The sequence below is a fragment of the uncultured Cellulomonas sp. genome, from assembly GCF_963527515.1.
Classification (GTDB): Bacteria; Actinomycetota; Actinomycetes; order Actinomycetales; family Cellulomonadaceae; genus Cellulomonas.
The window spans coordinates 19,188-40,220 of record NZ_CAURTV010000024.1 but is presented as its reverse complement, the minus strand read 5'-3'; the positions used below and the strand labels follow the sequence as shown (position 1 = coordinate 40,220).

22 protein-coding genes are annotated in these 21,033 nt (G+C 73.2%); 13 read left to right on the top strand and 9 right to left on the bottom strand.

The window, feature by feature from the left end; genetic code table 11:
• A partial coding sequence (locus RYN42_RS08545; protein WP_315095342.1) for a hypothetical protein occupies positions 1-417 on the top strand: 417 nt, incomplete at its 5' end.
• Between the two features lie 6 nt (positions 418-423).
• Here the strand turns inward: RYN42_RS08545 and RYN42_RS08540 are convergent.
• The 3 genes from RYN42_RS08540 to sucC form a co-directional block, all read right to left on the bottom strand.
• Positions 424-1,695 (bottom strand): DUF6350 family protein, encoded by a 1,272-nt coding sequence (locus tag RYN42_RS08540; RefSeq protein ID WP_315095341.1) that lies wholly within the window; start codon positions 1,693-1,695, stop codon positions 424-426.
• A 121-nt stretch (positions 1,696-1,816) separates the two neighbouring features.
• A complete protein-coding gene (gene sucD, locus RYN42_RS08535) occupies positions 1,817-2,692 on the bottom strand; it encodes a succinate--CoA ligase subunit alpha (protein WP_315095340.1) in 876 nt (291 codons plus the stop codon).
• A 31-nt stretch (positions 2,693-2,723) separates the two neighbouring features.
• On the bottom strand, positions 2,724-3,905 hold the full coding sequence (gene sucC, locus RYN42_RS08530; protein ID WP_315095339.1) for an ADP-forming succinate--CoA ligase subunit beta: 1,182 nt from the start codon (positions 3,903-3,905) through the stop codon (positions 2,724-2,726).
• A gap of 255 nt (positions 3,906-4,160) precedes the next feature.
• Between sucC and RYN42_RS08525 the strand changes: the two genes are divergently transcribed.
• From RYN42_RS08525 to RYN42_RS08515, 3 genes are all read left to right on the top strand, one after another.
• Complete coding sequence (locus RYN42_RS08525; RefSeq protein ID WP_315095338.1) at positions 4,161-4,859, top strand: AAA family ATPase; 699 nt, start codon at positions 4,161-4,163, stop codon at positions 4,857-4,859.
• A 209-nt stretch (positions 4,860-5,068) separates the two neighbouring features.
• Positions 5,069-5,281, top strand: coding sequence for an RNA polymerase subunit sigma-70 (locus RYN42_RS08520; protein ID WP_315095337.1), 213 nt, complete (start codon positions 5,069-5,071; stop codon positions 5,279-5,281).
• Positions 5,281-5,826, top strand: coding sequence for a Clp protease N-terminal domain-containing protein (locus tag RYN42_RS08515; RefSeq protein WP_315095336.1), 546 nt, complete (start codon positions 5,281-5,283; stop codon positions 5,824-5,826). The genes RYN42_RS08520 and RYN42_RS08515 overlap by 1 nt, the downstream gene beginning before the upstream one ends.
• Positions 5,827-5,828: 2 nt before the next feature.
• Here the strand turns inward: RYN42_RS08515 and pcrA are convergent, their stop codons facing one another.
• From pcrA to RYN42_RS08500, 3 genes are read right to left on the bottom strand one after another with little or no spacing between them, the layout of a single operon-like run.
• Positions 5,829-8,270, bottom strand: a complete 2,442-nt coding sequence (pcrA, locus tag RYN42_RS08510; protein ID WP_315095335.1) for a DNA helicase PcrA — start codon at positions 8,268-8,270, stop codon at positions 5,829-5,831.
• Positions 8,271-8,327: 57 nt separating this feature from the next.
• On the bottom strand, positions 8,328-8,810 hold the full coding sequence (locus RYN42_RS08505) for a DUF456 domain-containing protein (RefSeq protein ID WP_315095334.1): 483 nt from the start codon (positions 8,808-8,810) through the stop codon (positions 8,328-8,330).
• A gap of 28 nt (positions 8,811-8,838) precedes the next feature.
• Complete coding sequence (locus RYN42_RS08500) at positions 8,839-9,186, bottom strand: hypothetical protein (RefSeq protein ID WP_315095333.1); 348 nt, start codon at positions 9,184-9,186, stop codon at positions 8,839-8,841.
• 98 nt (positions 9,187-9,284) lie between these two features.
• On the opposite strand from RYN42_RS08500, the gene RYN42_RS08495 reads away from it, so the two are divergent.
• The 9 genes from RYN42_RS08495 (at position 9,285) to RYN42_RS08455 (ending at position 17,133) form a co-directional block, all read left to right on the top strand.
• Positions 9,285-10,037: an SDR family oxidoreductase gene (locus RYN42_RS08495; protein ID WP_315095332.1), complete on the top strand. Its 753-nt coding sequence runs from the start codon at positions 9,285-9,287 to the stop codon at positions 10,035-10,037.
• Between the two features lie 23 nt (positions 10,038-10,060).
• The gene (locus RYN42_RS08490) at positions 10,061-10,636 is read left to right on the top strand and encodes a TetR/AcrR family transcriptional regulator (RefSeq protein WP_315095331.1); all 576 of its coding nucleotides are present in this window, start codon (positions 10,061-10,063) and stop codon (positions 10,634-10,636) included.
• Between the two features lie 5 nt (positions 10,637-10,641).
• Entirely contained in the window at positions 10,642-11,619 is a 978-nt protein-coding gene (locus RYN42_RS08485; protein ID WP_315095330.1) for an NADPH:quinone oxidoreductase family protein, read from the top strand.
• The gene (locus RYN42_RS08480) at positions 11,616-12,350 is read left to right on the top strand and encodes a glucose 1-dehydrogenase (RefSeq protein ID WP_315095329.1); all 735 of its coding nucleotides are present in this window, start codon (positions 11,616-11,618) and stop codon (positions 12,348-12,350) included. Before RYN42_RS08485 ends, RYN42_RS08480 begins: the two co-directional genes overlap by 4 nt.
• 98 nt (positions 12,351-12,448) lie before the next feature.
• The gene (locus RYN42_RS08475; protein WP_315095328.1) at positions 12,449-13,192 is read left to right on the top strand and encodes an ABC transporter ATP-binding protein; all 744 of its coding nucleotides are present in this window, start codon (positions 12,449-12,451) and stop codon (positions 13,190-13,192) included.
• Positions 13,189-13,899: an ABC transporter ATP-binding protein gene (locus tag RYN42_RS08470; RefSeq protein WP_315095327.1), complete on the top strand. Its 711-nt coding sequence runs from the start codon at positions 13,189-13,191 to the stop codon at positions 13,897-13,899. The genes RYN42_RS08475 and RYN42_RS08470 overlap by 4 nt, the downstream gene beginning before the upstream one ends.
• Positions 13,899-14,777, top strand: coding sequence for a branched-chain amino acid ABC transporter permease (locus tag RYN42_RS08465; protein ID WP_315095326.1), 879 nt, complete (start codon positions 13,899-13,901; stop codon positions 14,775-14,777). The genes RYN42_RS08470 and RYN42_RS08465 overlap by 1 nt, the downstream gene beginning before the upstream one ends.
• Positions 14,774-15,859: a branched-chain amino acid ABC transporter permease gene (locus tag RYN42_RS08460; RefSeq protein ID WP_315095325.1), complete on the top strand. Its 1,086-nt coding sequence runs from the start codon at positions 14,774-14,776 to the stop codon at positions 15,857-15,859. The genes RYN42_RS08465 and RYN42_RS08460 overlap by 4 nt, the downstream gene beginning before the upstream one ends.
• A gap of 5 nt (positions 15,860-15,864) precedes the next feature.
• Positions 15,865-17,133 carry an ABC transporter substrate-binding protein gene (locus tag RYN42_RS08455; protein WP_315095324.1) on the top strand — a complete coding sequence of 423 codons (1,269 nt, stop codon included), beginning with the start codon at positions 15,865-15,867 and terminating at the stop codon, positions 17,131-17,133.
• A gap of 51 nt (positions 17,134-17,184) precedes the next feature.
• On the opposite strand, the gene RYN42_RS08450 is transcribed toward RYN42_RS08455, so the two are convergent.
• Genes RYN42_RS08450 through RYN42_RS08440 form a run of 3 tightly spaced genes read right to left on the bottom strand, consistent with a single transcriptional unit; the run spans position 17,185 to position 21,003 of the window.
• Positions 17,185-18,765 (bottom strand): AMP-binding protein, encoded by a 1,581-nt coding sequence (locus RYN42_RS08450; RefSeq protein WP_315095323.1) that lies wholly within the window; start codon positions 18,763-18,765, stop codon positions 17,185-17,187.
• Position 18,766: 1 nt separating this feature from the next.
• Complete coding sequence (locus RYN42_RS08445; protein ID WP_315095322.1) at positions 18,767-19,966, bottom strand: acyl-CoA dehydrogenase family protein; 1,200 nt, start codon at positions 19,964-19,966, stop codon at positions 18,767-18,769.
• Entirely contained in the window at positions 19,966-21,003 is a 1,038-nt protein-coding gene (locus RYN42_RS08440; protein ID WP_315095321.1) for a phosphotransferase family protein, read from the bottom strand. The genes RYN42_RS08445 and RYN42_RS08440 overlap by 1 nt, the downstream gene beginning before the upstream one ends.
• Between the last annotated feature and the right edge of the window lie 30 nt (positions 21,004-21,033).

The window sequence follows — 21,033 nt, the reverse complement described above, 5'->3', positions numbered from 1 at the left end:
GCCCCGGTCGCGCCCGAGCGGCAGCCGCCGGACCCGGAGGGCAGCGAGAGCGCGTTCGGCCTCACGCGCCTGTTCGGCGTGCTCGTCCTGAGCTCCGTGCTCGTGGCCACCCTGCCGCTGCCCTGGCAGGCCGCCGCCTTCCTGTTCGCCGTCCCCGCGGTGGTCGTCGGCCTCCGTGCGCTCGTCGTCGCCACCCGCGCCCGGACGCGCGGGCTCGTGCCCCTGCTCGCCGTCGGCGGGGTCGTCGCGCTCCTGTGGACGCTCTTCCTCGGCGGGATCGCGCTGCAGTGGCCCGCCGTGCTCGAGCGTCAGGAGTGCCTCGAGGGCGCGCTGACGGTGACAGCGACCAGCGCGTGCGAGCTGCAGTACGAGCAGCACGTCGAACGCCTCACCACGACGCTGCGCGACGGGTCCTGACGCTCGTCAGTCCTGCTCGCGCCGCAGCGTCCGGCCGATCTGCCCGCGGAGCAGCGCGTCGCCGGGCAGGGCCACCAGCAGCGCCCCGACGAGCACGCCGGCTCCGGCCAGCAGCCCGACGATCCCCCCCTGCGCCCCGACGTCCGCCAACCGGTCCGGCCCCGCGCTCCCGCTGGCCGCGGTCACCAGCAGCATGACGACGACGGCGGCCGTGGTCCCGGCCGTCGCGCACGCGACAATGCGGTCCCACCAGCGCTGGGACACGAGCCTGCGGTGGACGTAGAGGCCCACGAGGCAGCCCACCGCGACCAGGAGCAGCGGGACCAGGCTGGTACCCGGCCCCGCCACGTCGGAGGACGGCAGCGCCCCCAGCATCGGGACGGCGGGCAGCGCACCCCCGACCACGTCGTCGGGGGCGAAGTGCGTCCCCGCACCCACCGAGAAGCCCGCGCCCGTCAGCCACGCGAGCGCCCACACGACGAGGTTCGGCAGGTAGGTCAGCTCGGCGACGGCGAGCACGACGCCGCCCACCGCGTCCAGCCCCAGCCCGCGCACGACGTCCCCGATCGTCGAGCTCCCGGCGAGCACCCACAGCGCGGTCACGAGCGCGGCGACGAGGACGAGGGCCGCCGACGCCAGGACCCCACCGGCGATCCCCGTGCGCGCCGGTGCCGGGAGCCGCGACCAGGCGGGTCGTGTCACGGCCCGCAGCGAGGGCGCCTCGGGGCGCGCCAGCAGCCCGGCACCCAGCCCCACCGCGGAGACGGCCAGGCCACCGGCCAGCGCCCGGACCAGTCCGGCGCCCGGCACACCGGAGAACAGGGCCAGCAGCACCGTGACCACGGCGTACGTGGCGACGCCGGCCGCGTAGGACGACCGGGTGGCCAGCCCGGAGCGGCGCGCCGACGCGTAGCACGCGAAGAGCGCCAGCGCCGTGACCCCGAGCGGCACGAGGGTCACGACGACCGGGCCCACGTGTGCCGGGACGCCGTGCCCGAGCAGCCACAGGGACGCACCGACGCCCACCGACCGGAACCAGCCGACGCCGCTGTTGGACGGGTCCGCCGACGTCGCCACGTAGGCCGCGACCGCGGGCAGCGCGAGGACGAGGAACGACAGCAGCGCCGCCTGGAGCGCGGACAGGATCCCCGCCACCCAGCGCGGGGCGCCGTCGAGCGCGCTGGTGAAGAACGTCGGGGCCGGCTGGTCGACGAGCGTGCGGCGGCGACGACGGTCGACGACGGGGGTGCCCCCCGTGCGGGGGCCGGTGGCGCTCACCGTGCCATGGTCGCCGCCGCGCTCGCCGCTGCGGCGAACCCCGCCCGGCGCGTCGGATGTCGGCTGAGACACCTCGACCCCGGTGAGCGCGGGCTCACCGGGGTCGAGAGGAGGTGCAGGGTCAGCTGAGCAGCTGGCGCGCGAGGACGGCCGTCTCGGACGGCGTCTTGCCGACCTTGACGCCCGCGGCCTCGAGGGCCTCCTTCTTCGCCTGGGCGGTGCCCGACGAGCCCGACACGATGGCGCCGGCGTGGCCCATGGTCTTGCCCTCGGGAGCCGTGAACCCCGCGACGTAGCCGACGACCGGCTTGGTGACGTGCTCGGCGATGTACGCCGCCGCGCGCTCCTCGGCGTCGCCGCCGATCTCGCCGATCATCACGATGACCTCGGTGTCGGGGTCCGCCTCGAACGCCGCGAGGGCGTCGATGTGCGTGGTCCCGATGATCGGGTCGCCACCGATGCCGATGGCCGTGGAGAACCCGAGGTCCCGCAGCTCGTACATCATCTGGTACGTCAGCGTGCCCGACTTGGACACCAGGCCGATGCGGCCCGGGCCCGTGATGTCCGCCGGGATGATGCCGACGTTGGACTTCCCAGGGCTGATCAGGCCGGGGCAGTTGGGGCCGATGAGCCGCACGTTCTTCTCCAGCGCGAGCGCGAAGAACTCCGCGGTGTCCGCCACCGGGACGCCCTCGGTGATGATGACGACGAGCGGGATGCCGGCGTCGATCGCCTCGATCACGGCCGCCTTGGTGTGCGCCGGGGGGACGAAGACGACCGACACGTCGGCGCCGGTGGCGTCCATGGCCTCGGCCACGGTGCCGAAGACGGGGACGTCCGTGTCACCGAACGAGACGGACGTCCCTGCCTTGCGGGGGTTCACCCCGCCGACGACGGACGTGCCGGACGCGAGCATGCGGGTCGTGTGCTTCTGGCCCTCGGAACCCGTCATGCCCTGGACGATGACCTTGGATGCCTCGGTCAGGAAGATCGCCATGTGAGTGTCTGCTTCTCTCTCGTCTGGGGGTTCAGGCCGCGGCGTGGGCGAGCTCGGCCGCCTTGTCGGCGCCGCCGTCCATCGTGTCCGCGATCGTCACGAGCGGGTGACCGGCCTCGGCGAGGATCCGTCGGCCCTCGAGCACGTTGTTGCCGTCCAGGCGGACGACCAGGGGCTTGGAGGCCTCGTCGCCGAGGATCTCCAGGGCCGCCACGATGCCGTTGGCGACGGCGTCGCACGCCGTGATGCCGCCGAAGACGTTGACGAACACGGCCTTGACCTGCGGGTCCGTGAGGATGATGTCGAGTCCCGCGGCCATGACCTCGGCGCTGGCGCCGCCGCCGATGTCCAGGAAGTTGGCCGGCTTCACGCCGCCGTGCGCCTCGCCGGCGTACGCGACCACGTCCAGCGTGCTCATGACGAGCCCCGCGCCGTTGCCGATGATCCCGACCTCGCCGTCGAGCTTGACGTAGTTGAGGTCCTTCTCCTTGGCGCGCGCCTCGAGCGGGTCCGCCGCGGCGGCGTCCTCGAGCTCGGCGTGCTCCGGGTGCCGGAAGGCCGCGTTCTCGTCGAGCGTGACCTTGCCGTCGAGCGCGACGATCTCGCCGTCCTCGGTGAGGACCAGCGGGTTCACCTCGACCAGCGTGGCGTCCTCGCTGCGGTAGACCGTCCAGAGCGTCTGCAGCACCGCGGCGACCTTGGGGGCGATCTCGGCGTCGAACCCGGCGGCGCGGACGATCTCGTCGGCCTTGGCCTGGTCGATGCCGGTGCGCGGGTCGACCGCCACCTTGGCGAGGGCGTCGGGACGCTCCACCGCGAGCTGCTCGATGTCCATGCCGCCCTCGACCGAGCACATGGCCAGGTAGCGGCGCTCGGCGCGGTCCAGCAGGAGGGAGAAGTAGAACTCGGTGGCGATCTTGGCGCCCGCGGCGATCATCACGCGGTGGACCGTGTGGCCCTTGATGTCCATGCCGAGGATCTCGGTCGCCTTCTCGGCCGCGTCGTCCGCGGACCGGGCCAGCTTGACGCCGCCGGCCTTGCCGCGGCCGCCGACCTTGACCTGCGCCTTGACGACCACCACGCCGGGCTGACCGTCCAGGAGCTGCTCCGCGCCGGCGCGGGCCTCCTCCGGGGTGGTGGCGACGACGCCGCCGAGCACGGGAACGCCGTGCTTCTCGAAGATGTCACGTGCCTGGTACTCGAACAGGTCCACCTGGTCTGGGTCCTCTCATCACCGGCGATCGACGGCTCGGTACGGCCGAAACGCCCCGGTCGATGGTAGCGGCCGGTCGGAGGTATCTTCACATCGAGAGATGTGGCGTGCGCGACCCCGGTTCTTCACACGTTCCCCGCAACCCCTCCCGGAACCCTTCCCGGCATACCCGGCATTCCGCTACGTTCCCGGCATGGACCCGGTGACGGACGTCGCGGCACTGCCTCGCACCGCCGACCGAGACGGCCCGCCGCGGTGAGCGCCCCGTCCGACACGGCGCCCACCGCGTCCGTCGCACGCCTCGCCGTGGTGCGTGAGGTGGCGTCGTGCGTCGCGGACCCGCGCACCCTCGGACGGCCGGTGCTCGTCGGTGTCGACGGCATGGACGGCGCCGGCAAGACCACGTTCGCCGACGAGCTCGCCACCGCGCTGCGGCGGGAGGGCCGCGACGTCGTGCGCGTGTCGGTCGACGGGTTCCACCGCCCGCGCGACGAGCGCTACCGCCAGGGTCGGCACTCGCCCGAGGGCTTCTGGGCCGACTCCTACGACTACGACGCGTTCCGCACGCAGGTGCTGGAGCCGTTCGCACCGGGCGGGTCCCGCCGGTACCGCCCCGCGGTGCGCGACGTGGCCACCGACGCCGAGCTGCACCTGCCGCGCGAGTCGGGCACCGACCGCACCGTGCTCGTCGTCGACGGCATCTTCCTGCACCGCGACGAGCTGGCCGCCTGGTGGGACTTCTCCGTGTACCTCGACGTCGACTTCACCGAGACGTTCGCGCGCATGGCGGTCCGGGACGGCTGCCCGCCCGACCCGACGCACCCCGCGAACGCCCGCTACGTGGAGGGCCAGCGCCGGTACCTGGCCGCCTGCCGGCCCGCGTCCCGCGCCACGGTCGTCATCGACAACCGCGACGTCGCCCGCCCCCACCTGCTCCCCCACCCCCTCCCGTAGCGTCCGCACCAGGTCCACGGTCGCCCTCGACCCCCTCCCCGGACGTCCGAGCAGAGGTAGCCCCTGACCTCCTCCTGCTCGGACGGTGCAGCCCAGCCCGCGGGACGTCCGAGCAGGGGTGGGTCCCGACCTATCTCTGCTCGGACGTTGCGCGTCTCGCGTGTCAATGTGGGTTGACGACTGCGCGAGTGTCAACGTAGGTTGACGGTATGTCCGATGAGCTGATGACCGCAGCCGCGAGTGCTGCCGAGCCCGCCGAGGGCCTCCGGGCCGTCCGGGCGCTCCGGGCCCTGGCCGACCGGCTGGAGGCCCTGCACGTCGAGCGCGCCCGCCGCCTCGGCTGGTCCTGGCAGCAGGTGGCCGACGCCCTGGGCGTGTCGCGGCAGGCGGTCCACAAGAAGCACGGGAAGAGGGTCGGCTGATGTTCGAGAAGTTCGCCAAGGACGCCCGCGAGGCGGTCGTCGGTGCCCAGGAGGAGGCCCGCAGGCTCGGGGTCGACCGGATCGGGACCGAGCACGTGCTGCTCGGCACGGTCCGCACGCCCGACACCGTCGCCGCCCGGGCGCTGGACCGGCTCGGGGTCGGTCGCGCCGACCTGCTCGCCGCCGTCCGTGCGCTGCCGCGGGACGCGATCGACGCCGACGCGCTGGCCGGGGTGGGGATCGACCTCGACGCCGTGCGCGCGCAGGTCGAGTCCGCGTTCGGCCAGGGCGCGCTCGACGCGGAGCCGCCGCGCTCGCCGAGGGGCCACCTGCCGTTCGACACCGCCGCCAAGAAGCTGCTGGAGGTCTCCCTGCGGGAGGCGCTGCGCTACAAGCACCGGCGGATCGACACCGGTCACCTGCTGCTCGCGGTCGCGCGCCTCGACGACACGACGGCCCACCGGGTGCTCAGCTCGCTCGGGGTGCGCACCGAGGCCGTGCGCGAGTCCGTCGCCGCGACGTGGGCGGACGTGCCGGTGGGCTGAGGTCAGAGCTTGGTGACCGGGGAGAACCGCAGCAGCAGCCGCTTGGTGCCGTCGGTCCCGAAGTCGACCTTGGCCACCGCGTTGGGGCCGGCGCCCTCGAGCCCGATCACCGTGCCGAGACCGTAGGAGTCGTGCGTGACCCGGTCCCCGATGGCCAGCTGGGGGATGGCGGAGTCGGGTCGCGGCTTGGCCGAGCCGAACGTGGCGCCGGTCGAGGGCAGGGCGGGACGCTGCTCGGTGCGCGGTGCCGACGACGTCCGGTACCCACCTCCGCCGCTCCCCGAGGAGCCGTAGCCGGAGCCCCACCCGCCGCGCAGCTGCGACGTGGACGACTCGCGGCGGCGCCAGTCGATGAGCTCGTCCGGGAGGTCGTCGAGGAATCGGCTCGGCGGGAACTCGTTGGGCACGCCCCAGGCCGTACGGACCGCGGCCCGTGAGATGTACAGCCGCTCCCGGGCGCGGGTCAGCCCGACGTAGGCGAGCCGGCGCTCCTCCTCCAGCTGCTGGGAGTCGGACAGCGACCGCAGGTGCGGGAACGTGCCGTCCTCCATGCCCGTGAGGAACACGACCGGGAACTCCAGGCCCTTCGCGGTGTGCAGGGTCATGAGGGTGATCACGCCCGGGTCCGGCGTGGACGCGTCGTCCCCGCCGTCCCCGTCGGGGATCTGGTCGGAGTCGGCCACCAGGGACACGCGCTCCAGGAAGTCGGCCAGGTCCCCTTCGGGGTCGCTCTGCTCGAACTCGGAGGCCACGGCGTGCAGCTCGGCCAGGTTCTCCACCCGGGAGGCGTCCTGCGGGTCGTCGCTGGCGCGCAGCTCTGCCAGGTACCCGGACCGGTCGAGCACCGCGCCGAGCACCTCGGCCGGGCCGGCACCCGAGCCCGCGAGCGTGCGCAGGTCAGTCATCATCCCGGCGAACGCCGTCAGGCCCGTGATCGCGCGGGTGCCGAGGCCGGGGACCTCGTCGAGCAGGTCGAGGGCGGCGCCGAACGAGATCCGCTCGCGCTCCGCGAACGACGCGACCATCGCCTCCGACCGGTCCCCCAGCCCGCGCTTCGGGACGTTGAGGATGCGCCGCAGGTTGACGTCGTCGTCGGGGTTGGCGATGGCGCGCAGGTAGGCGACCGCGTCCTTGATCTCCTTGCGCTCGTAGAACCGCGTGCCGCCGACCACCTTGTACGGCAGCCCGACGCGGATCAGCACCTCCTCCAGCGCCCGCGACTGCGCGTTGGCCCGGTAGAAGACGGCCACGTCCCCCGGCCGCACCCCTTCGGAGTCACCCAGCCGGTCGATCTCCTCCGCGACGAACCGCGCCTCCTCGTGCTCGGTGTCCGCGACGTAGGCGACGATCTGCGCACCCGCCCCGGAGTCGGTCCACAGGCGCTTGTTCTCCCGGCCGGGGTTGCGGCTGATCACCGCGTTGGCGGCCGAGAGGATGTTCTGCGTGGACCGGTAGTTCTGCTCGAGCAGGATGGTGCGCGCGTCCGGGTAGTCGATCTCGAACTCGAGGATGTTCCGGATGGACGCCCCGCGGAACGCGTAGATGGACTGGTCGGCGTCGCCGACGACCGTGAGCTCGCCGCGCGGCAGCTCCATGTCCGTGGAGTCGTCGACGATCCCGCGTGAGGAGCCCACCAGCTCGCGCACCAGCGCGTACTGCGCGTGGTTGGTGTCCTGGTACTCGTCGACCAGCACGTGCCGGAAGCGTCGCCGATAGTGCTCAGCCACCGCGGGGAACGCCCGCAGCAGGTGCACGGTGGTCATGATCAGGTCGTCGAAGTCGAGCGCGTGCGCCTGCTTCAACCGGGCCTGGTAGCGCGTGTAGACCTGCGCCAGCACGGTGTCGAACTCGTTGGCCGCGCCCCCGCCGGAGGTCGCCGCGAACGTCTCGGGGTCCACCAGCTCGTCCTTGAGCGAGGAGATCTTGTTCTGGAGAGCCTTCGCCGGGTACCGCTTGGGGTCGAGGTCCAGCTCCCGCGCGACGAGCGTGAGCAGCCGCTGGGAGTCGGCGGAGTCGTAGATGGAGAAGCTGGACCGCAGTCCCAGGGTGGCAGCCTCCCGCCGCAGGATCCGCACGCACGCGGAGTGGAACGTGGACACCCACATGCGGCCGGCGGCCGGGCCGACGAGGCTCTCGACGCGCTCCCGCATCTCCGCGGCAGCCTTGTTGGTGAACGTGATGGCGATGATCTCGCCCGCGCGCGAGCGACCCGTGGCCAGCAGGTACGCGATGCGGTTGGTGAGCACCCGCGTCTTGCCGGAGCCGGCGCCCGCGACGATGAGCAGCGGACCGCCCTGGTGCAGCACGGCCTCGCGCTGCTGCGGGTTGAGGCCCCTCAGCAGGGCCTCCGCCTCGGCCCGGCGACGAGCGGCGGCGGCGTCCGCGGAGGGGTCTGCCGAGGCGCCCGGCACGGGCAGGGAGAGGTTCTCGAAGAGCGACGTCATGGCACCCCCAGGATAGGCGCCGGGACCGACAACCCCGTGCCGCCGATGGACGCGTCGTCAGCGCAGGGCGAGGGCGGTGAGCCACGCACCGGTGGCGACGAGCGCCGCCGCGAGCTCGACCAGGATGGTCAGACCCGTGGCCTGCAGCGCGGCGACGGTGGCCCGCCATGCCGGCTGCCGGGCGCGCACCCGCGCCCACTCCGCGACGAAGATCCCGAGCACGAAGCCGACGAACAGTCCGACGACGGGGATGACGAAGAAGCCGACGATGCCGGCGATCCCGCCCCACACCAGCGTCGACGGCGGCACGCCCGCCCGCTTGAGGTGCCGGCCGGCCAGCAGGTACTTGCCGATCCCGGCCAGCACGGTGACGACGACCGCGACCGCCACGACGGTCCACCCAGCGACGCCGCCGGTGACGACCCCCCAGACGATGACCGCGCCGGCAACCAGCAGCCCGCCGGGCAGCACCTGGACGACGACCCCGACCAGGCCGACCAGCACGACGAGCCCGACCAGGAGGTCACCGACGGAGTTCACGGGGGGACAGTAACGCCCCGACGAGCGATCAGCGCCAGAGGACGGCGATCGCGACGTTCAGCGCCGTCAGACCGGCGATCGCGCCGAGGTAGCCGGTGGTCACGCGGGACGGCTTGCGGACGCCCAGGATCACCAGGGCGGCGACGACGAGCGCCACGACGAGCTTGACGGCGACCTTCGTCGTGTTCGGGTCGTGGCCGGCGATGCCTGCCGACGCGATGCCGACCATGAGGATGCCGGTGACCAGGGCGGTGAGGATGCCGTGCAGCACGCCGGTCGCGATCCTCGGCGTCCGCAGGTTGACCAGCGCACCGCCGAGCACGATGGCCCAGCCGAGCAGGTGCAGGACGATGAGCAGGTTGTAGACGAGATCCATGTCCGGCACCCTATCTGACGCAGAGTCAGATAAAGCACGCGCGGTGTGCGCTACTCTCTGGCGGCATACCGAACAGTCGGTATCTGAGGAGCGTGGGCATGCGAAGGTTCGAGGGCAGGGTCGCCCTGATCACCGGGGCCAGCCGCGGGATCGGCCTGGCCGTGGCGGAACGCCTGGTCACCGAGGGCGCCACGGTGGTGCTCACCGGACGCAAGCCGGAGTCGCTCGAGCAGGCGGTCGCCCGTCTCGACGCCGTCGCCCCGGGGCACGCGGTCGGCGTGGCGGGCAGGGCCGACGACGAGGATCACCGCGCGGCCGCCTTCGCCCTGGTGCGCGACCGCTTCGGCGGGCTCGATCACCTGGTCAACAACGCCGGGATCAATCCCGCCTACGGTCCGGCACTGGAGATCGAGAGCGCGGTGGTCCGCAAGATCCTCGAGGTCAACGTGGTCGCGGCGCTCGACTGGACGCGCTCGGCGGTCGAGGCGGGGCTGCGTCGCTCGATCGTCAACACAGGCTCCGTCGCGGGCCTGTCGGCGAGCCCGGGCGTCGCGTTCTACGGCGTCTCGAAGGCCGCCCTGCTCAACCTCACGCAGCAGCTCGCGGTGGAGCTCGCACCTGGGATCCGGGTCAACGCCGTCGCCCCTGGCGTCGTCCGCACCCGGCTCGCCCAGGCCCTCTACGAGGGCGACCGCGAGGCGGCCCTCGCCGCGGTCTACCCGCTGGGCCGCATCGGTGAGCCGGAGGACGTCGCGGGCCCGGTCGCGTTCCTGCTGTCCGACGACGCCGCGTGGATCACCGGCCATACGCTCACCATCGACGGCGGCGCCAGTGCCGTCCCCGTCGGCTAGACCGTCACGAGAGAGGCACCACCATGGCCACGTCCAGCGTCGTCGACGACGTCACCCGAGCAGCCGTCGACCTGTTCTCCACCCAGGGGTACGCCAACACCTCGGTGCAGCAGATCGTCGAGGCGGCAGGCGTCACCAAGGGCGCGATGTACCACTACTTCGAGTCCAAGGACGACCTCCTCTTCTCGATCTACGAGCGGATGCTCACGCTGCAGACGAGCCACCTGGAGGAGATCGTCGCGCGCGGCGCGCCCACCGCGCAGACGCTGCACGACGTGTGCGTCGACGTCGTCGAGACGTCCATCGACTTCCTGCCCGAGGGCACCGTCTTCTTCCGGAGCGTGCACATGCTCTCCGAGCCGCGCCAGAAGGAGGTCACGCGCCGCCGCCGGCAGTACCACGACGTGTTCGCCGGGCTGATCGAGCGGGGGCAGGAGGAGGGCCTCTACCGGACGGACGTCCCGCGCGCGGTGCTCGTGGCCCACTTCTTCTCCGACGTGCACTACCTGTCGAACTGGTACTCCCCCGAGGGCGCGGAGGACAAGGTGGTCCTCGCGGAGCAGCTGACGGACCTCTTCCTCGTCGCGATCCGGGCCTGATCGCGGTGCGCGCCTGGCACGTGGTCCGGCACGGCGAGCCGGCCGAGGTCCTCGAGCTCGCCGACGTCGCGGACCCGACGCCTGCACCGGGGCAGGTGCTGGTGGCTGTCCGCACCGTCGCGGTGAACTTCCCCGACGTGCTGCTCGCCCGCGGCGAGTACCAGGTCCGGCCCCCGCTGCCGTTCTCCCCCGGCATCGAGCTGTGCGGGCAGGTGGTCGCGGTCGGTGCCGGCGTGACCCGCGCGTCCGTGGGCGACCGCGTCGTCGGGTCCCACATCGGGGTGCTGGCCGAGCTCGCCGTGCTCGAGGAGCGGGAGGTCTTCCCGGCACCCGCGGCGCTCGACGACACCGAGGCGGCTGCGCTGACCATCGGGTACCAGACAGCCTGGTTCGGGCTGCACCGCCGGGCCGCCCTGCAGCCGGGCGAGACCCTGCTCGTGCACGCGGCGGCAGGCGGCGTCGGCAGTGCCGCCGTGCAGCTCGGCGCCGCCGCGGGGGCCCGGGTGATCGGCGTCGTCGGCAGCGCGGCCAAGGCGGAGGTCGCGCGGACGGCCGGTGCGGACGTCGTCGTCGACCGGTCGACCCAGGACGTCGTGGCCGAGGTCAAGGCCCAGACCGGGGGCGCCGGGGCCGACGTCGTGTTCGACCCGGTCGGCGGGAGCGCCTTCGAGCAGTCCACCCGGTGCGTGGCCTTCGAGGGCCGGATCGTGGTCGTCGGCTTCGCGGGCGGGACGATCCAGGCCGTGAACGCCGGGCACGCGCTGGTGAAGAACTACGGCGTGCTGGGGCTGCACTGGGCCCTGTACGCGCAGCGCCGCCCCGAGCTGGTGGACGCGGCGCACGTCGAGCTCACCCGGCTGATCGACGCGGGGCGGATCCGGCCGGTCGTCACCGACGTGGTCGCGTTCGAGGACGCGCCGGGCGCGGTGCAGCGGCTGGCCGACGGCGGCACCACCGGGCGCCTGGTGGTCCGGGTCGCATGAGCGCGCTCGACGGACGCGTGGCGATCGTGAGCGGCGGCGCGGGCGGGCTCGGCTCGGCGTTCGCCCGCGCCCTGCATGCCGCGGGGGCGAGCGTGGTGATCGCGGACCTGGTCGACGACGCCGCGGCCGCGCTCGCCGCGGACCTGGGCGACCGGGCACTGGCCACCCACCTGGACGTCACGTCGCCGGAGAGCTGGGTGGCCACGGTCGACGAGACGCTCGCCGCCTTCGGCTCGGTCGACGTGCTGGTGAACAACGCCGGCATCGCCAACGCGGGACCGATCGACCACTACCCCCTCGCGAAGTGGGACGCGGTGATCGCCGTCAACCTCACGGGCGTGTTCCTGGGCGCGCAGGCCGTGGTGCCGACGATGAAGGCGGCCCGGCGGGGTTCGATCATCAACATCTCCTCGGTCGAGGGCATGCGCGGCGGCGACCACCTGCACGGCTACGTCGCCTCCAAGTTCGGCGTGCGCGGCCTGACCAAGTCGCTCGCGGTGGAGCTGGGCCGCGACGGCATCCGGGTCAACTCCGTGCACCCCGGCTTCGTGCGCACGCCCATGACCGCGCGGCTGGACCCGACGGCGACGGCGATCCCGCTCGGCCGGCCGGCGGACCCCGCGGACGTCGCGGGCACCGTGGTGTTCCTCGCGTCCGACGCCTCGGCCTACACGACCGGCACGGAGCTGGTGGTCGACGGCGGCATGATCGCCGGCATCCCGCACTCCTGAACCACCCTTCTCGACCGTGACACAACCGTGCTCCGCAGTACATACCGTCCGGTCGGTTTATGTTGTACGTTCGACCCCACCGACACGAAGAGGTGCCGATGTCCGCACTGACTGCTCCGCCCCCGACGGGCGCCGCACGCCTGACCGTCCGCGGCCTCAGCGTGCGGTTCGGCGGCCTCGCCGCGCTCGACGACGTGTCGCTCGACGTCCGCGAGGGCGAGGTCGTCGGACTCATCGGCCCGAACGGTGCGGGCAAGACGACGCTCTTCAACGCGGTCTGCGGGCTGGTGCGCCCGAGCGCGGGGACCATCGCGGTCGGCGGGCGCCCGCTCACGGCCGACCCGACCCGGCTCGCTGCGCGCGGCGTGGCCCGCACGCTCCAGGGACTCGGCCTGTTCCGCGGCCTGACCGTCCGCGAGAACGTCCTGGCGGGCCGGCTCGACGCGCCCGACCCGGGTGCCGACGCGCACCGCCGGCTGGCCGAGCTCGGCCTGGCGGCGCAGGCCGATCGACCCGTCGGCGACCTCTCCTACCCGGACCAGAAGAAGGTCGCGCTCGCCCGGGCGCTCGTCGCCGAGCCGCGGCTGCTGCTGCTCGACGAGCCGGCCGGCGGGCTCGGGGCCGACGACATCGCGGCGCTCGGGGACCTGGTCCGGCACACCGCCGCCACCGGCTGCGCCGTGCTGCTGGTCGAGCACCACGTCGACTTCGTCATGAGCGTGTGCGACCGCGTCGTCGTGCTCGACTTCGGCCGCGTGATCGCCGCCGGCACCCCGGAGGAGGTCGCCGGGGACCCCGCGGTCGACGAGGCCTACCTCGGGATCGAGGTGACGGCGTCGTGAGCGCGCTCCTCGAGGTCCGAGGGCTCACGGTCGGCTACGGCGGGGCGCCCGTGCTGCGGGACGTGGATCTCGATGTGCCCGCGGGCAGCATCGTCGCGCTCGTCGGGGCGAACGGGGCGGGGAAGACCACCCTCCTGCGGTCGGTGTCCGCCCTCGTCCCGCTCACCGCGGGACACGTCCGCCTCGCGGGCCAGGACCTCACCGGGGTGAGCGTCGAGGACCGGGTCCGGCGCGGGCTCGCACACGTGCCCGAGGGCCGCGGGGTCGTCGCCGAGCTGACCGTCGACGAGAACCTGCGCCTCGGGGGCCTGTGGCGGGGAGCGGACCGGCGGGAGGCGATCGCCGGGGTCTACGAGCTGTTCGAGCCGCTGGCCCGACGCCGGAACCACCACGGCCACCAGCTCTCCGGCGGCGAGCGGCAGATGCTCGCGCTCGGCCGGGCGCTGGTGGCCCGGCCCACGGTGCTCCTGCTCGACGAGCCGTCCCTCGGCCTGGCTCCCCGCGTCGTCGCCCAGATCATGGGCGTCCTGCGGTCCTTGGCCGACCGCACCGGCCTCACCGTCCTGCTCGCCGAGCAGAACGTGGTCGGCGCACTGTCCGTCGCCGACCACGGCGTCGTGCTCGGCCTCGGCCAGGTGGTGGCGTCGCGCCCGGCGCACCAGCTCGCCGCCGACGAGCGCCTCCGCCACGCCTACCTGGGGTTCTGATGGACCGACTCGTCTTCCTCCTGGGCACCGGCCTGGCGCGCGGCGCCGTGCTCGCCCTGTTCGCACTGGCCCTCGTGCTCATCTGGCGCGGTGCGCGCGTGGTCAACTTCGCGCAGGGCGCGATGGCGGTGGTCAGCACCTACGTCGCCTTCGAGGTGACCTCGCTGACCGGCAGCTACTGGCTGGGCCTGGTCGCCGCGCTGGTCTGCGGTGGCGTCCTCGGGTTCGCCGTCGAGCGCGGCGTGATGCGGTTCGCGTCGCCGCGGTCGCCGTTGTCCGGTGTCATCCTGGCGATCGGGCTGGTGATGGTCCTGCAGTCGGGCCTCGGGATCGTGTTCGGCCCGGAGTACCGGCCGATGCGGGTCCCGTTCGACGACAGCGCGGTGCTCGTCGGCGGCGTGCCGCTGCTGTCCCCGTACGACCTGTTCGTGCTGGTCACCGCGGTCGTCGTGATGATCGCGCTCGGTGTCCTGTTCCACCGGACGTCGATCGGCCTGCAGATGCGCGCCGCGGCGTTCGCGCCCGAGGTGTCCCGGCTGCTGGGCGTGCGGGTCTCGCGGACCGTCACGCTCGGCTGGGTCCTGTCCAGCGTCGTCGGCTCGCTCGCGGCTCTGCTCCTGGTGCCGACCAGCCTCGGGCTCAACCCGCACGCCACCGACTCGCTGTTCGTGCTCGGCTTCACTGTCGCCGTGGTCGGCGGGCTCGACTCCCCCGTCGGCGCGCTGGTCGGCGGCGTCGTGGTCGGCGTCGCGATGAGCCTGGTCACCGGCTACCTCGGTGCCGGGCTGGTGCCGCTGGCGGTCCTCGGGCTGCTCGTGCTCGTGCTCCTGCTGCGACCCGCCGGCCTGTTCGCCGCGGCCACGGCGAGGTTCGCATGAACCGCCGGCAGCCCCTCCCCGGCCAGCGGCCGCTCGCCCGCACGCTCGTGCTCGCGGCCGGCTGGACCGTCGTGGCGCTGGGGGGCACCTTCGCGCTCGACCCGTTCCGCAACTACCAGCTCGCCCTGGTCGCGGCCTACCTGTGCGCGACCGCGGGGCTCACGGTGCTCGTGGGCGCCACCGGGCAGCTCTCGCTGGGGCACGCCGCACTCATGGCCGTCGGCGGCTACGGGTACGCCCTGACCAGCAACGCGGTGCCGCTCACGGGCCCGGCCCGGTTCGTCGTCGCGCTGCTCGCCGCGGCGCTGGCCAGCGCGGTCGTCGGGCTGCTGCTCGGTCTTGCGGCCGCCCGCCTGTCCGGTCCGTACCTCGCCGGTCTGACCCTCGCCGTCGTCGTCGCCCTGCCCGCAGCCGCATCGACCTGGTCCACGGTGCTGCGCGGCGACCAGGGCGTGCAGACCGCGTTCGAGGGGGTGCCCGACGCCCTGCGCGGGGTGGTCGCCCTCGAGCAGTGGCAGGCGATGGTGGCGGTCGTCGTCGCGGCCGTCGTGGTCACGGGTCTGGCCGTGCTGCGCAGCGGGCGGTTCGGGCTGCGCATGCAGGCGGTCCGCGACGACGAGGTCGCCGCCCGGCTCAGCGGCATCCCGGCGGGCCGCGTCAAGGTCCTGGCGTTCACGGCCAGCTCCGTGGCCGCGGGGCTGGGCGGCGCGGTCCTGTGCCACACCTCGCAGGCCGTCACCCCGGGCGCGTACACCGTCGGCTTCTCGCTCCTGCTCGTGGTGGCGGTGGTGATCGGCGGGCTGGGCAGCATCCTCGGCGCGGCTCTCGGCTCCGCCGTCGTGGTGCTCCTGCCCTGGCTCATCGGCCGGCTGACCACCGGGCTGCCCACCGACGCCGCCCAGCGCCTCGACGGCAACCTCGCGGTGCTCGTCTTCGGCCTCCTGCTCATCACGGTCATGGCGCTCGCCCCGGAGGGCTTGCACGGCGCCCTCCGACGCCGCCGCCGGCCCCACGACCCACCCCGTCCGATCGACGCACCCGCTCCGCGCAAGGTCCTCGTCCCTACCGAAGAACAGAGGTGACACCGATGTCACAGCGCGCCCGGTCCATGAGCACGGTGGTGGCTGTCACGGCCCTCGTCGCCACGGGCCTCACTGCCTGCAGCACCCCGGAGGCGTCGCCCGGCGTCACGGACGACACGATCACGATCGGCACGCACACCCCGCTCACCGGCCCGGCCGCCGCGGGCTATTCCTCCATCTCGGCTGCCACGCAGGCGTACTTCCAGTACGTGAACGACAACGGCGGCATCCACGGCCGCAGCATCGAGTACGTCGTCAAGGACGACGCCTACAACCCCGCCACCACGCAGACCGTCGTGCGCGAGCTGGTGCAGGAGGACGAGGTGTTCGCGGTGCTCAACGGCCTGGGCACCCCGACGCACGCCTCCGTGGTCGACTACCTCAACGAGAACGAGGTGCCGGACCTGTTCGTCGCCTCGGGCAGCCCCCAGTGGGACCAGCCGGAGAAGTACCCGTGGACGTTCGCGTACAACGCCGACTACGTCGTGGAGGCCAAGGTGCTGGCCACCTACGCGCAGGAGACCTGGCCGGGCACGACCTACTGCGTGCTCGGTCAGGACGACGACTTCGGCTCCGACTTCACCGAGGGCCTGCTGACCGTGCTGGGCGCGGACGGGCTGGCTTCCACGCAGACGTACTCGGTGTCCGTGCAGGACGTCGTCGCGCAGATCGGCGCCATGCAGGCCGCCGGCTGCGAGGTGAACTTCCTGGCCACCGTCAACGGCTTCACCGCCCTGGCACTCGGCACCGCCGCGAAGATGAAGTACCAGGCCCAGTGGGTCTCGTCATCGTCGGGCGGTGACTACCCGACGCTGGGCGGCTACCTCGGCGAGGACGTCGCCCCGCTGCTGCTGCAGGGCTTCGTCAGCTCGAACTACCTCCCGTTCAGCCCCGACGACGAGTGGGTGACCCTCTTCCAGGAGATCAACGACGAGTACAACGACGGCGCGCCGTTCAGCGGGAACACCGTGTTCGGGATGTCGGTCGGGTACCTGTTCGCGCAGGCGCTCGCGCAGGCCGGGGACGACCCGACGCGCGCCGGCGTGCTCGAGGCCCTGGAGACCGGGTCGCTGACCGGGAACGGCATCGTGCCGCTGAGCTTCTCGGCGGACAGCCACGCCGCGTTCCAGGGCGTGGGCGTCACGGTCGTCGACCAGGGCGTCCAGGACTACGTCGCCGACCACGTCTACACGACGGATGCCGCCGACGGGGAGGTCGTCCCGTTCACGGGCGAGCCGGTGGCGCTCGAGGGGGACGGCATCCCGACCGCCTGAGCCCACGCACGTCGGAGGCCCGGTCCCCACGAGGGGCCGGGCCTCCGTGTGTCAGGCCCGGACGGGCGCCGACGAGAGCTGCGCGACGAGCTCCCGCTTGAGCACCTTGCCGCTGCCACCGAGCGGGAGCGCGTCGACCAGGTGCACCACCCGCGGGAACTTGTAGGCCGCCACCCGCTCCTGCGTGAACGCCACGAGCTCCTCGGGCGTCGCCTCGTGCCCGTCGAGGAGCACCACCGCGGCGTGCACCTCCTGGCCCCGAGCCTCGTCCGGGAGCCCGAAGACGGCCGCGAACGCGACCGCGGGGTGGCGCATCATCACGTCCTCGACCTCGCTCGGGTACACGTTGTAGCCGTTGCGCACGATCATGTCCTTCTTGCGGTCGACGATCGTGACGATGTCGTCGGCGTCCTTGGTGCCCAGGTCGCCCGTGCGGAACCAGCCGTCCACCACCGCGGCGGCGGACGCCTCGGGGTTGCCCAGGTAGCCCTTGAACAGCGCGTGCCCCCGGACGACGATCTCGCCCAGCTCGCCGGCCGGCAGGAGGTCGACCCGGTCGTCGACGTGCGCGTCCGCGATCTCGATGTCGACGCCCCACAACGGGCGCCCGACGGTGCCGGGCCGGATGGGCTCCCCCACCCGGTTGAACGCGACCGCGGGGGACGTCTCCGTCAGCCCGTACCCCTCGTGGACCTCGGCGCCGAACTCGCGGGCGAACGCCTCGAGGACGGCCACGGGCAGCGCCGCACCGCCCGACACCCCGTACCGCAGCGGGGGCCGCGCGGTGCTGCGTGCGGCGGCCTGGATGAGGCCGATGTACATCGTCGGGACCGCCGTGAACACGGTCGCGCCGTGGTGGACCATCTGCGCCAGCGCCTGGTCCGGGTCGAACTTGGGCAGCAGGATGACGGCGGCCCCGCGACGGAACGCGGTGTTCATCACCGAGACCTGCCCGAACGTGTGGAACAGGGGCAGTCCGCCGAAGACCACGTCGTCGCGACGCATGTCGAACAGGTCGATCAGGGCGACGTGGACCTGCTCGACGATCGACAGGTGCGAGCCGACCGCACCCTTGGGCCGGCCCGTGGTGCCGCTGGTGTAGAGGACGGTCGCGGCGCTGGTCGGGTGCACGGACTCGTACCGGGCGACCGGGTCCGCCGCCGCGGCCTCGTCCTCAAGGCGCGGGAACGGCACCGCCATGCCGTCCGGGACCAGGAGGGTGAGCAGCGGGATGCCGGCTCGTGCGGCCGCGGGTCCCGCCTCGGCGAGCATCGGTGCCGCGGCCACGAGGATCGTCGCGCCCGAGTCCCGCAGGACGAACTCGATCTCCTCGGCCTTGAACAGCAGGTGCACCGGCACGACGACCGCGCCGAGCGCCAGGACGCCGTAGTAGACGCGGGCGAAGTCGGGGACGTTCGGCACGATCATGGCGACGCGGTCGCCCGGCCCGATGCCGCGGGCGCGCAGGGCACCGGCATAGGAACGCGTCTGGTCCCACAGCTCCCCGTAGCGGATCACCTGGTCGCCCAGGAGGAACGCCGTGCGGTCGGGGGTGCGGTGGGCGGTCTCGGCAAGGATCGCCGCGACGGACAGGCTGGCGTAGCCCGCACCGTCGAGAGCCTGATCAGTCATGTCACTTTCCCTTCGTCGTGAGCTGGGCTCGCCCGAGAGAGGCGAGGTGGACCTCGTCCGGACCGTCCGCCAGGCGCAGGGCCCGGGCGGCGGCGAACATCTCGGCCAACGGCTGGTCGCCGGACAGGCCGGCCGCGCCGAACAGCTGGATCGCGCGGTCGAGGATCTGCTGCACGGCCCGCGGGACCGCGATCTTGATGGCCTGGATCTCGGTCATGGCCGCGCGGTTGCCGGCCGTGTCCATGAGCCAGGCGGTCTTCAGCACCAGGAGGCGCAGGGCCTCGATCTGGAGCCGGGACTCGGCCACCCACTCGCGCACGACGCCGTGGTCGGCGAGGCGCTTCCCGAACGCGGTGCGCGACGTCGCACGCTCCACGACGAGGTCCATCGCCCGCTCCGCCATGCCGAGGGAGCGCATGCAGTGGTGGATCCGGCCCGGGCCGAGCCGCGCCTGCGCGACGGCGAACCCCTCCCCCTCGCCCGCGAGGATGCTGGTCACCGGCACGCGCACGTCCTCGAACACGATCTCCGCGTGCCCGCCGTGGTCCCGGTCGTCGTACCCGAACACGGTCAGCGGCCGCACGATCCGCACGCCCGGCGCGTCCCGGGGCACCAGCACCATGCTCTGCCGGCGGTGCCGCTCCGCCGACGGGTCGGTGGCACCCATGACCACCAGGAGCGCGCAGTCGGGGTTCATGGCGCCGGTGGCCCACCACTTGCGGCCGGTGACGACGTACTCGTCGCCGTCGCGCACGATGCGGGTGGCGATCTGGGAGGCGTCCGACGACGCCACGTCCGGCTCGGTCATGCAGAAGGCGGACCGGATCTCGGCGTCCAGGAGCGGCTCGAGCCACTCCTCCTTCTGCTCGGGCGTGCCGAACCGGTCGAGCAGCTCCATGTTGCCGGTGTCCGGGGCGGCACAATTGAACGCGACCGGGGCCAGGCGAGGGCTGCGGCCGGTCAGCTCGGCCACGGGGGCGTACTGCAGGGTGGTCAGGACGCTCGGCAGGAACAGGTTCCACAGGCCCTGCTCGCTGGCCAGCCCCTGCAGACGGCGGACCACCGGGCGCGTCCCCCACCCGGTCGGCGTGGCGGCCAGCTCGGCCTCGAGGACCGGCTCGGCCGGGTAGACGTGCTCGTCGAGGAAGCGCTGCGCACGGGTGACATGGTCGACGGTGACGGCGTCGGGGGCGAAGTCCATCAGCGTGCCCCGGCCAGCTGCGCCAGACCCTCGTCTGCCAGCGGCGCGACGAGGCCACCGATCCGGTCGAACCCCTCACCCACGGTGTCGCCGCCCAGGTACCGGTAGTGGATCCCCTCGAGGATGACCGCGAGCTTGTACGCGGCGAACGCCCGGTACCAGCCCAGCTCCGGGACGCTGCTGCCCAGGCGGGTGCAGTACGCGTCCACCAGCTCGTCGAAGTCGGGGTACCCGGCGGCCGGGTCGACCGCGCTGGGGGCGACGCCCTGGGCGCCGCCCATGTCACGGATGTGCCAGTAGAGGCCGAGCATGCCCAGGTCGACCGCGCAGTCCCCGAGCGTGGCCATCTCCCAGTCGAGGATCGCGGTGATGCGCGGGACCTCCCCACCGACGAGCGCGTTGTCCAGCCGGTAGTCCCCGTGCACGATGCTGCTGCGCGCGGTGCTCGGCACGCGCTCGGCGAGGCGGTCCTGCAGCTCGTCCAGGAGGGTCACCGGCCGCGAGCGCGAGCCGTCCAGCTGCATCCGCCAGCGACGCAGCTGCCGGTCGAGGTAGCCGTCGGACCGCCCGAGGCCCGCGAGGCCGACACGCGCCGGGTCGATCGCGTGCAGCTCGGCCAGCAGCGTCGCCAGCTCGAGGCTCACCGTGCGCAGCTGCGCGCGGGTGTAGTCGGCGTTCTGGGCGGGGTCGACCAGCACGCGCCCCTCGACCAGCTCCATCACGTAGAACACCGTGCCGGTGCCCGCGTCCGGGTCGTCCACCAGGGCGATCGTGGGTGGCACCGGGACCGGGGAGCCCCGCAGCGCGGAGATCACCTGGTGCTCGCGCGCCATGTCGTGCGCGGTGGTCTGCACGTGGCCGAGCGGAGGGCGGCGGACCACGAGCGGGCGGCGCCCCCCGTCCACGCGGTAGGTGAGGTTGCTCCGGCCCCCGGCGATGACCTCGGCACGCAGCGGGCCGCCGGCCAGCACGGACGGGTGCTCGCGACGCAGGAACGCCTCGAGCCGCGCCACGTCGAGCCCCGGTGGGTCCGGCATGCGTGAGGTCATCGTCGACCGCCTCTCCGG

What these genes read in the sequence shown, in the direction of transcription:
- sucD (WP_315095340.1), bottom strand. Translation starts at nt 2,692, where the DNA reads ATGGCGATCTTCCTGACCGAGGCATCCAAGGTCATCGTCCAGGGCATG.
- RYN42_RS08520 (WP_315095337.1), top strand. Translation starts at nt 5,069, where the DNA reads ATGTCCGATGAGCTGATGACCGCAGCCGCGAGTGCTGCCGAGCCCGCC.
- RYN42_RS08515 (WP_315095336.1), top strand. Translation starts at nt 5,281, where the DNA reads ATGTTCGAGAAGTTCGCCAAGGACGCCCGCGAGGCGGTCGTCGGTGCC.
- pcrA (WP_315095335.1), bottom strand. Translation starts at nt 8,270, where the DNA reads ATGACGTCGCTCTTCGAGAACCTCTCCCTGCCCGTGCCGGGCGCCTCG.
- RYN42_RS08500 (WP_315095333.1), bottom strand. Translation starts at nt 9,186, where the DNA reads ATGGATCTCGTCTACAACCTGCTCATCGTCCTGCACCTGCTCGGCTGG.
- RYN42_RS08495 (WP_315095332.1), top strand. Translation starts at nt 9,285, where the DNA reads ATGCGAAGGTTCGAGGGCAGGGTCGCCCTGATCACCGGGGCCAGCCGC.
- RYN42_RS08490 (WP_315095331.1), top strand. Translation starts at nt 10,061, where the DNA reads ATGGCCACGTCCAGCGTCGTCGACGACGTCACCCGAGCAGCCGTCGAC.
- RYN42_RS08480 (WP_315095329.1), top strand. Translation starts at nt 11,616, where the DNA reads ATGAGCGCGCTCGACGGACGCGTGGCGATCGTGAGCGGCGGCGCGGGC.
- RYN42_RS08475 (WP_315095328.1), top strand. Translation starts at nt 12,449, where the DNA reads ATGTCCGCACTGACTGCTCCGCCCCCGACGGGCGCCGCACGCCTGACC.
- RYN42_RS08465 (WP_315095326.1), top strand. Translation starts at nt 13,899, where the DNA reads ATGGACCGACTCGTCTTCCTCCTGGGCACCGGCCTGGCGCGCGGCGCC.
- RYN42_RS08460 (WP_315095325.1), top strand. Translation starts at nt 14,774, where the DNA reads ATGAACCGCCGGCAGCCCCTCCCCGGCCAGCGGCCGCTCGCCCGCACG.
- RYN42_RS08455 (WP_315095324.1), top strand. Translation starts at nt 15,865, where the DNA reads ATGTCACAGCGCGCCCGGTCCATGAGCACGGTGGTGGCTGTCACGGCC.
- RYN42_RS08450 (WP_315095323.1), bottom strand. Translation starts at nt 18,765, where the DNA reads ATGACTGATCAGGCTCTCGACGGTGCGGGCTACGCCAGCCTGTCCGTC.
- RYN42_RS08445 (WP_315095322.1), bottom strand. Translation starts at nt 19,966, where the DNA reads ATGGACTTCGCCCCCGACGCCGTCACCGTCGACCATGTCACCCGTGCG.
- RYN42_RS08440 (WP_315095321.1), bottom strand. Translation starts at nt 21,003, where the DNA reads ATGCCGGACCCACCGGGGCTCGACGTGGCGCGGCTCGAGGCGTTCCTG.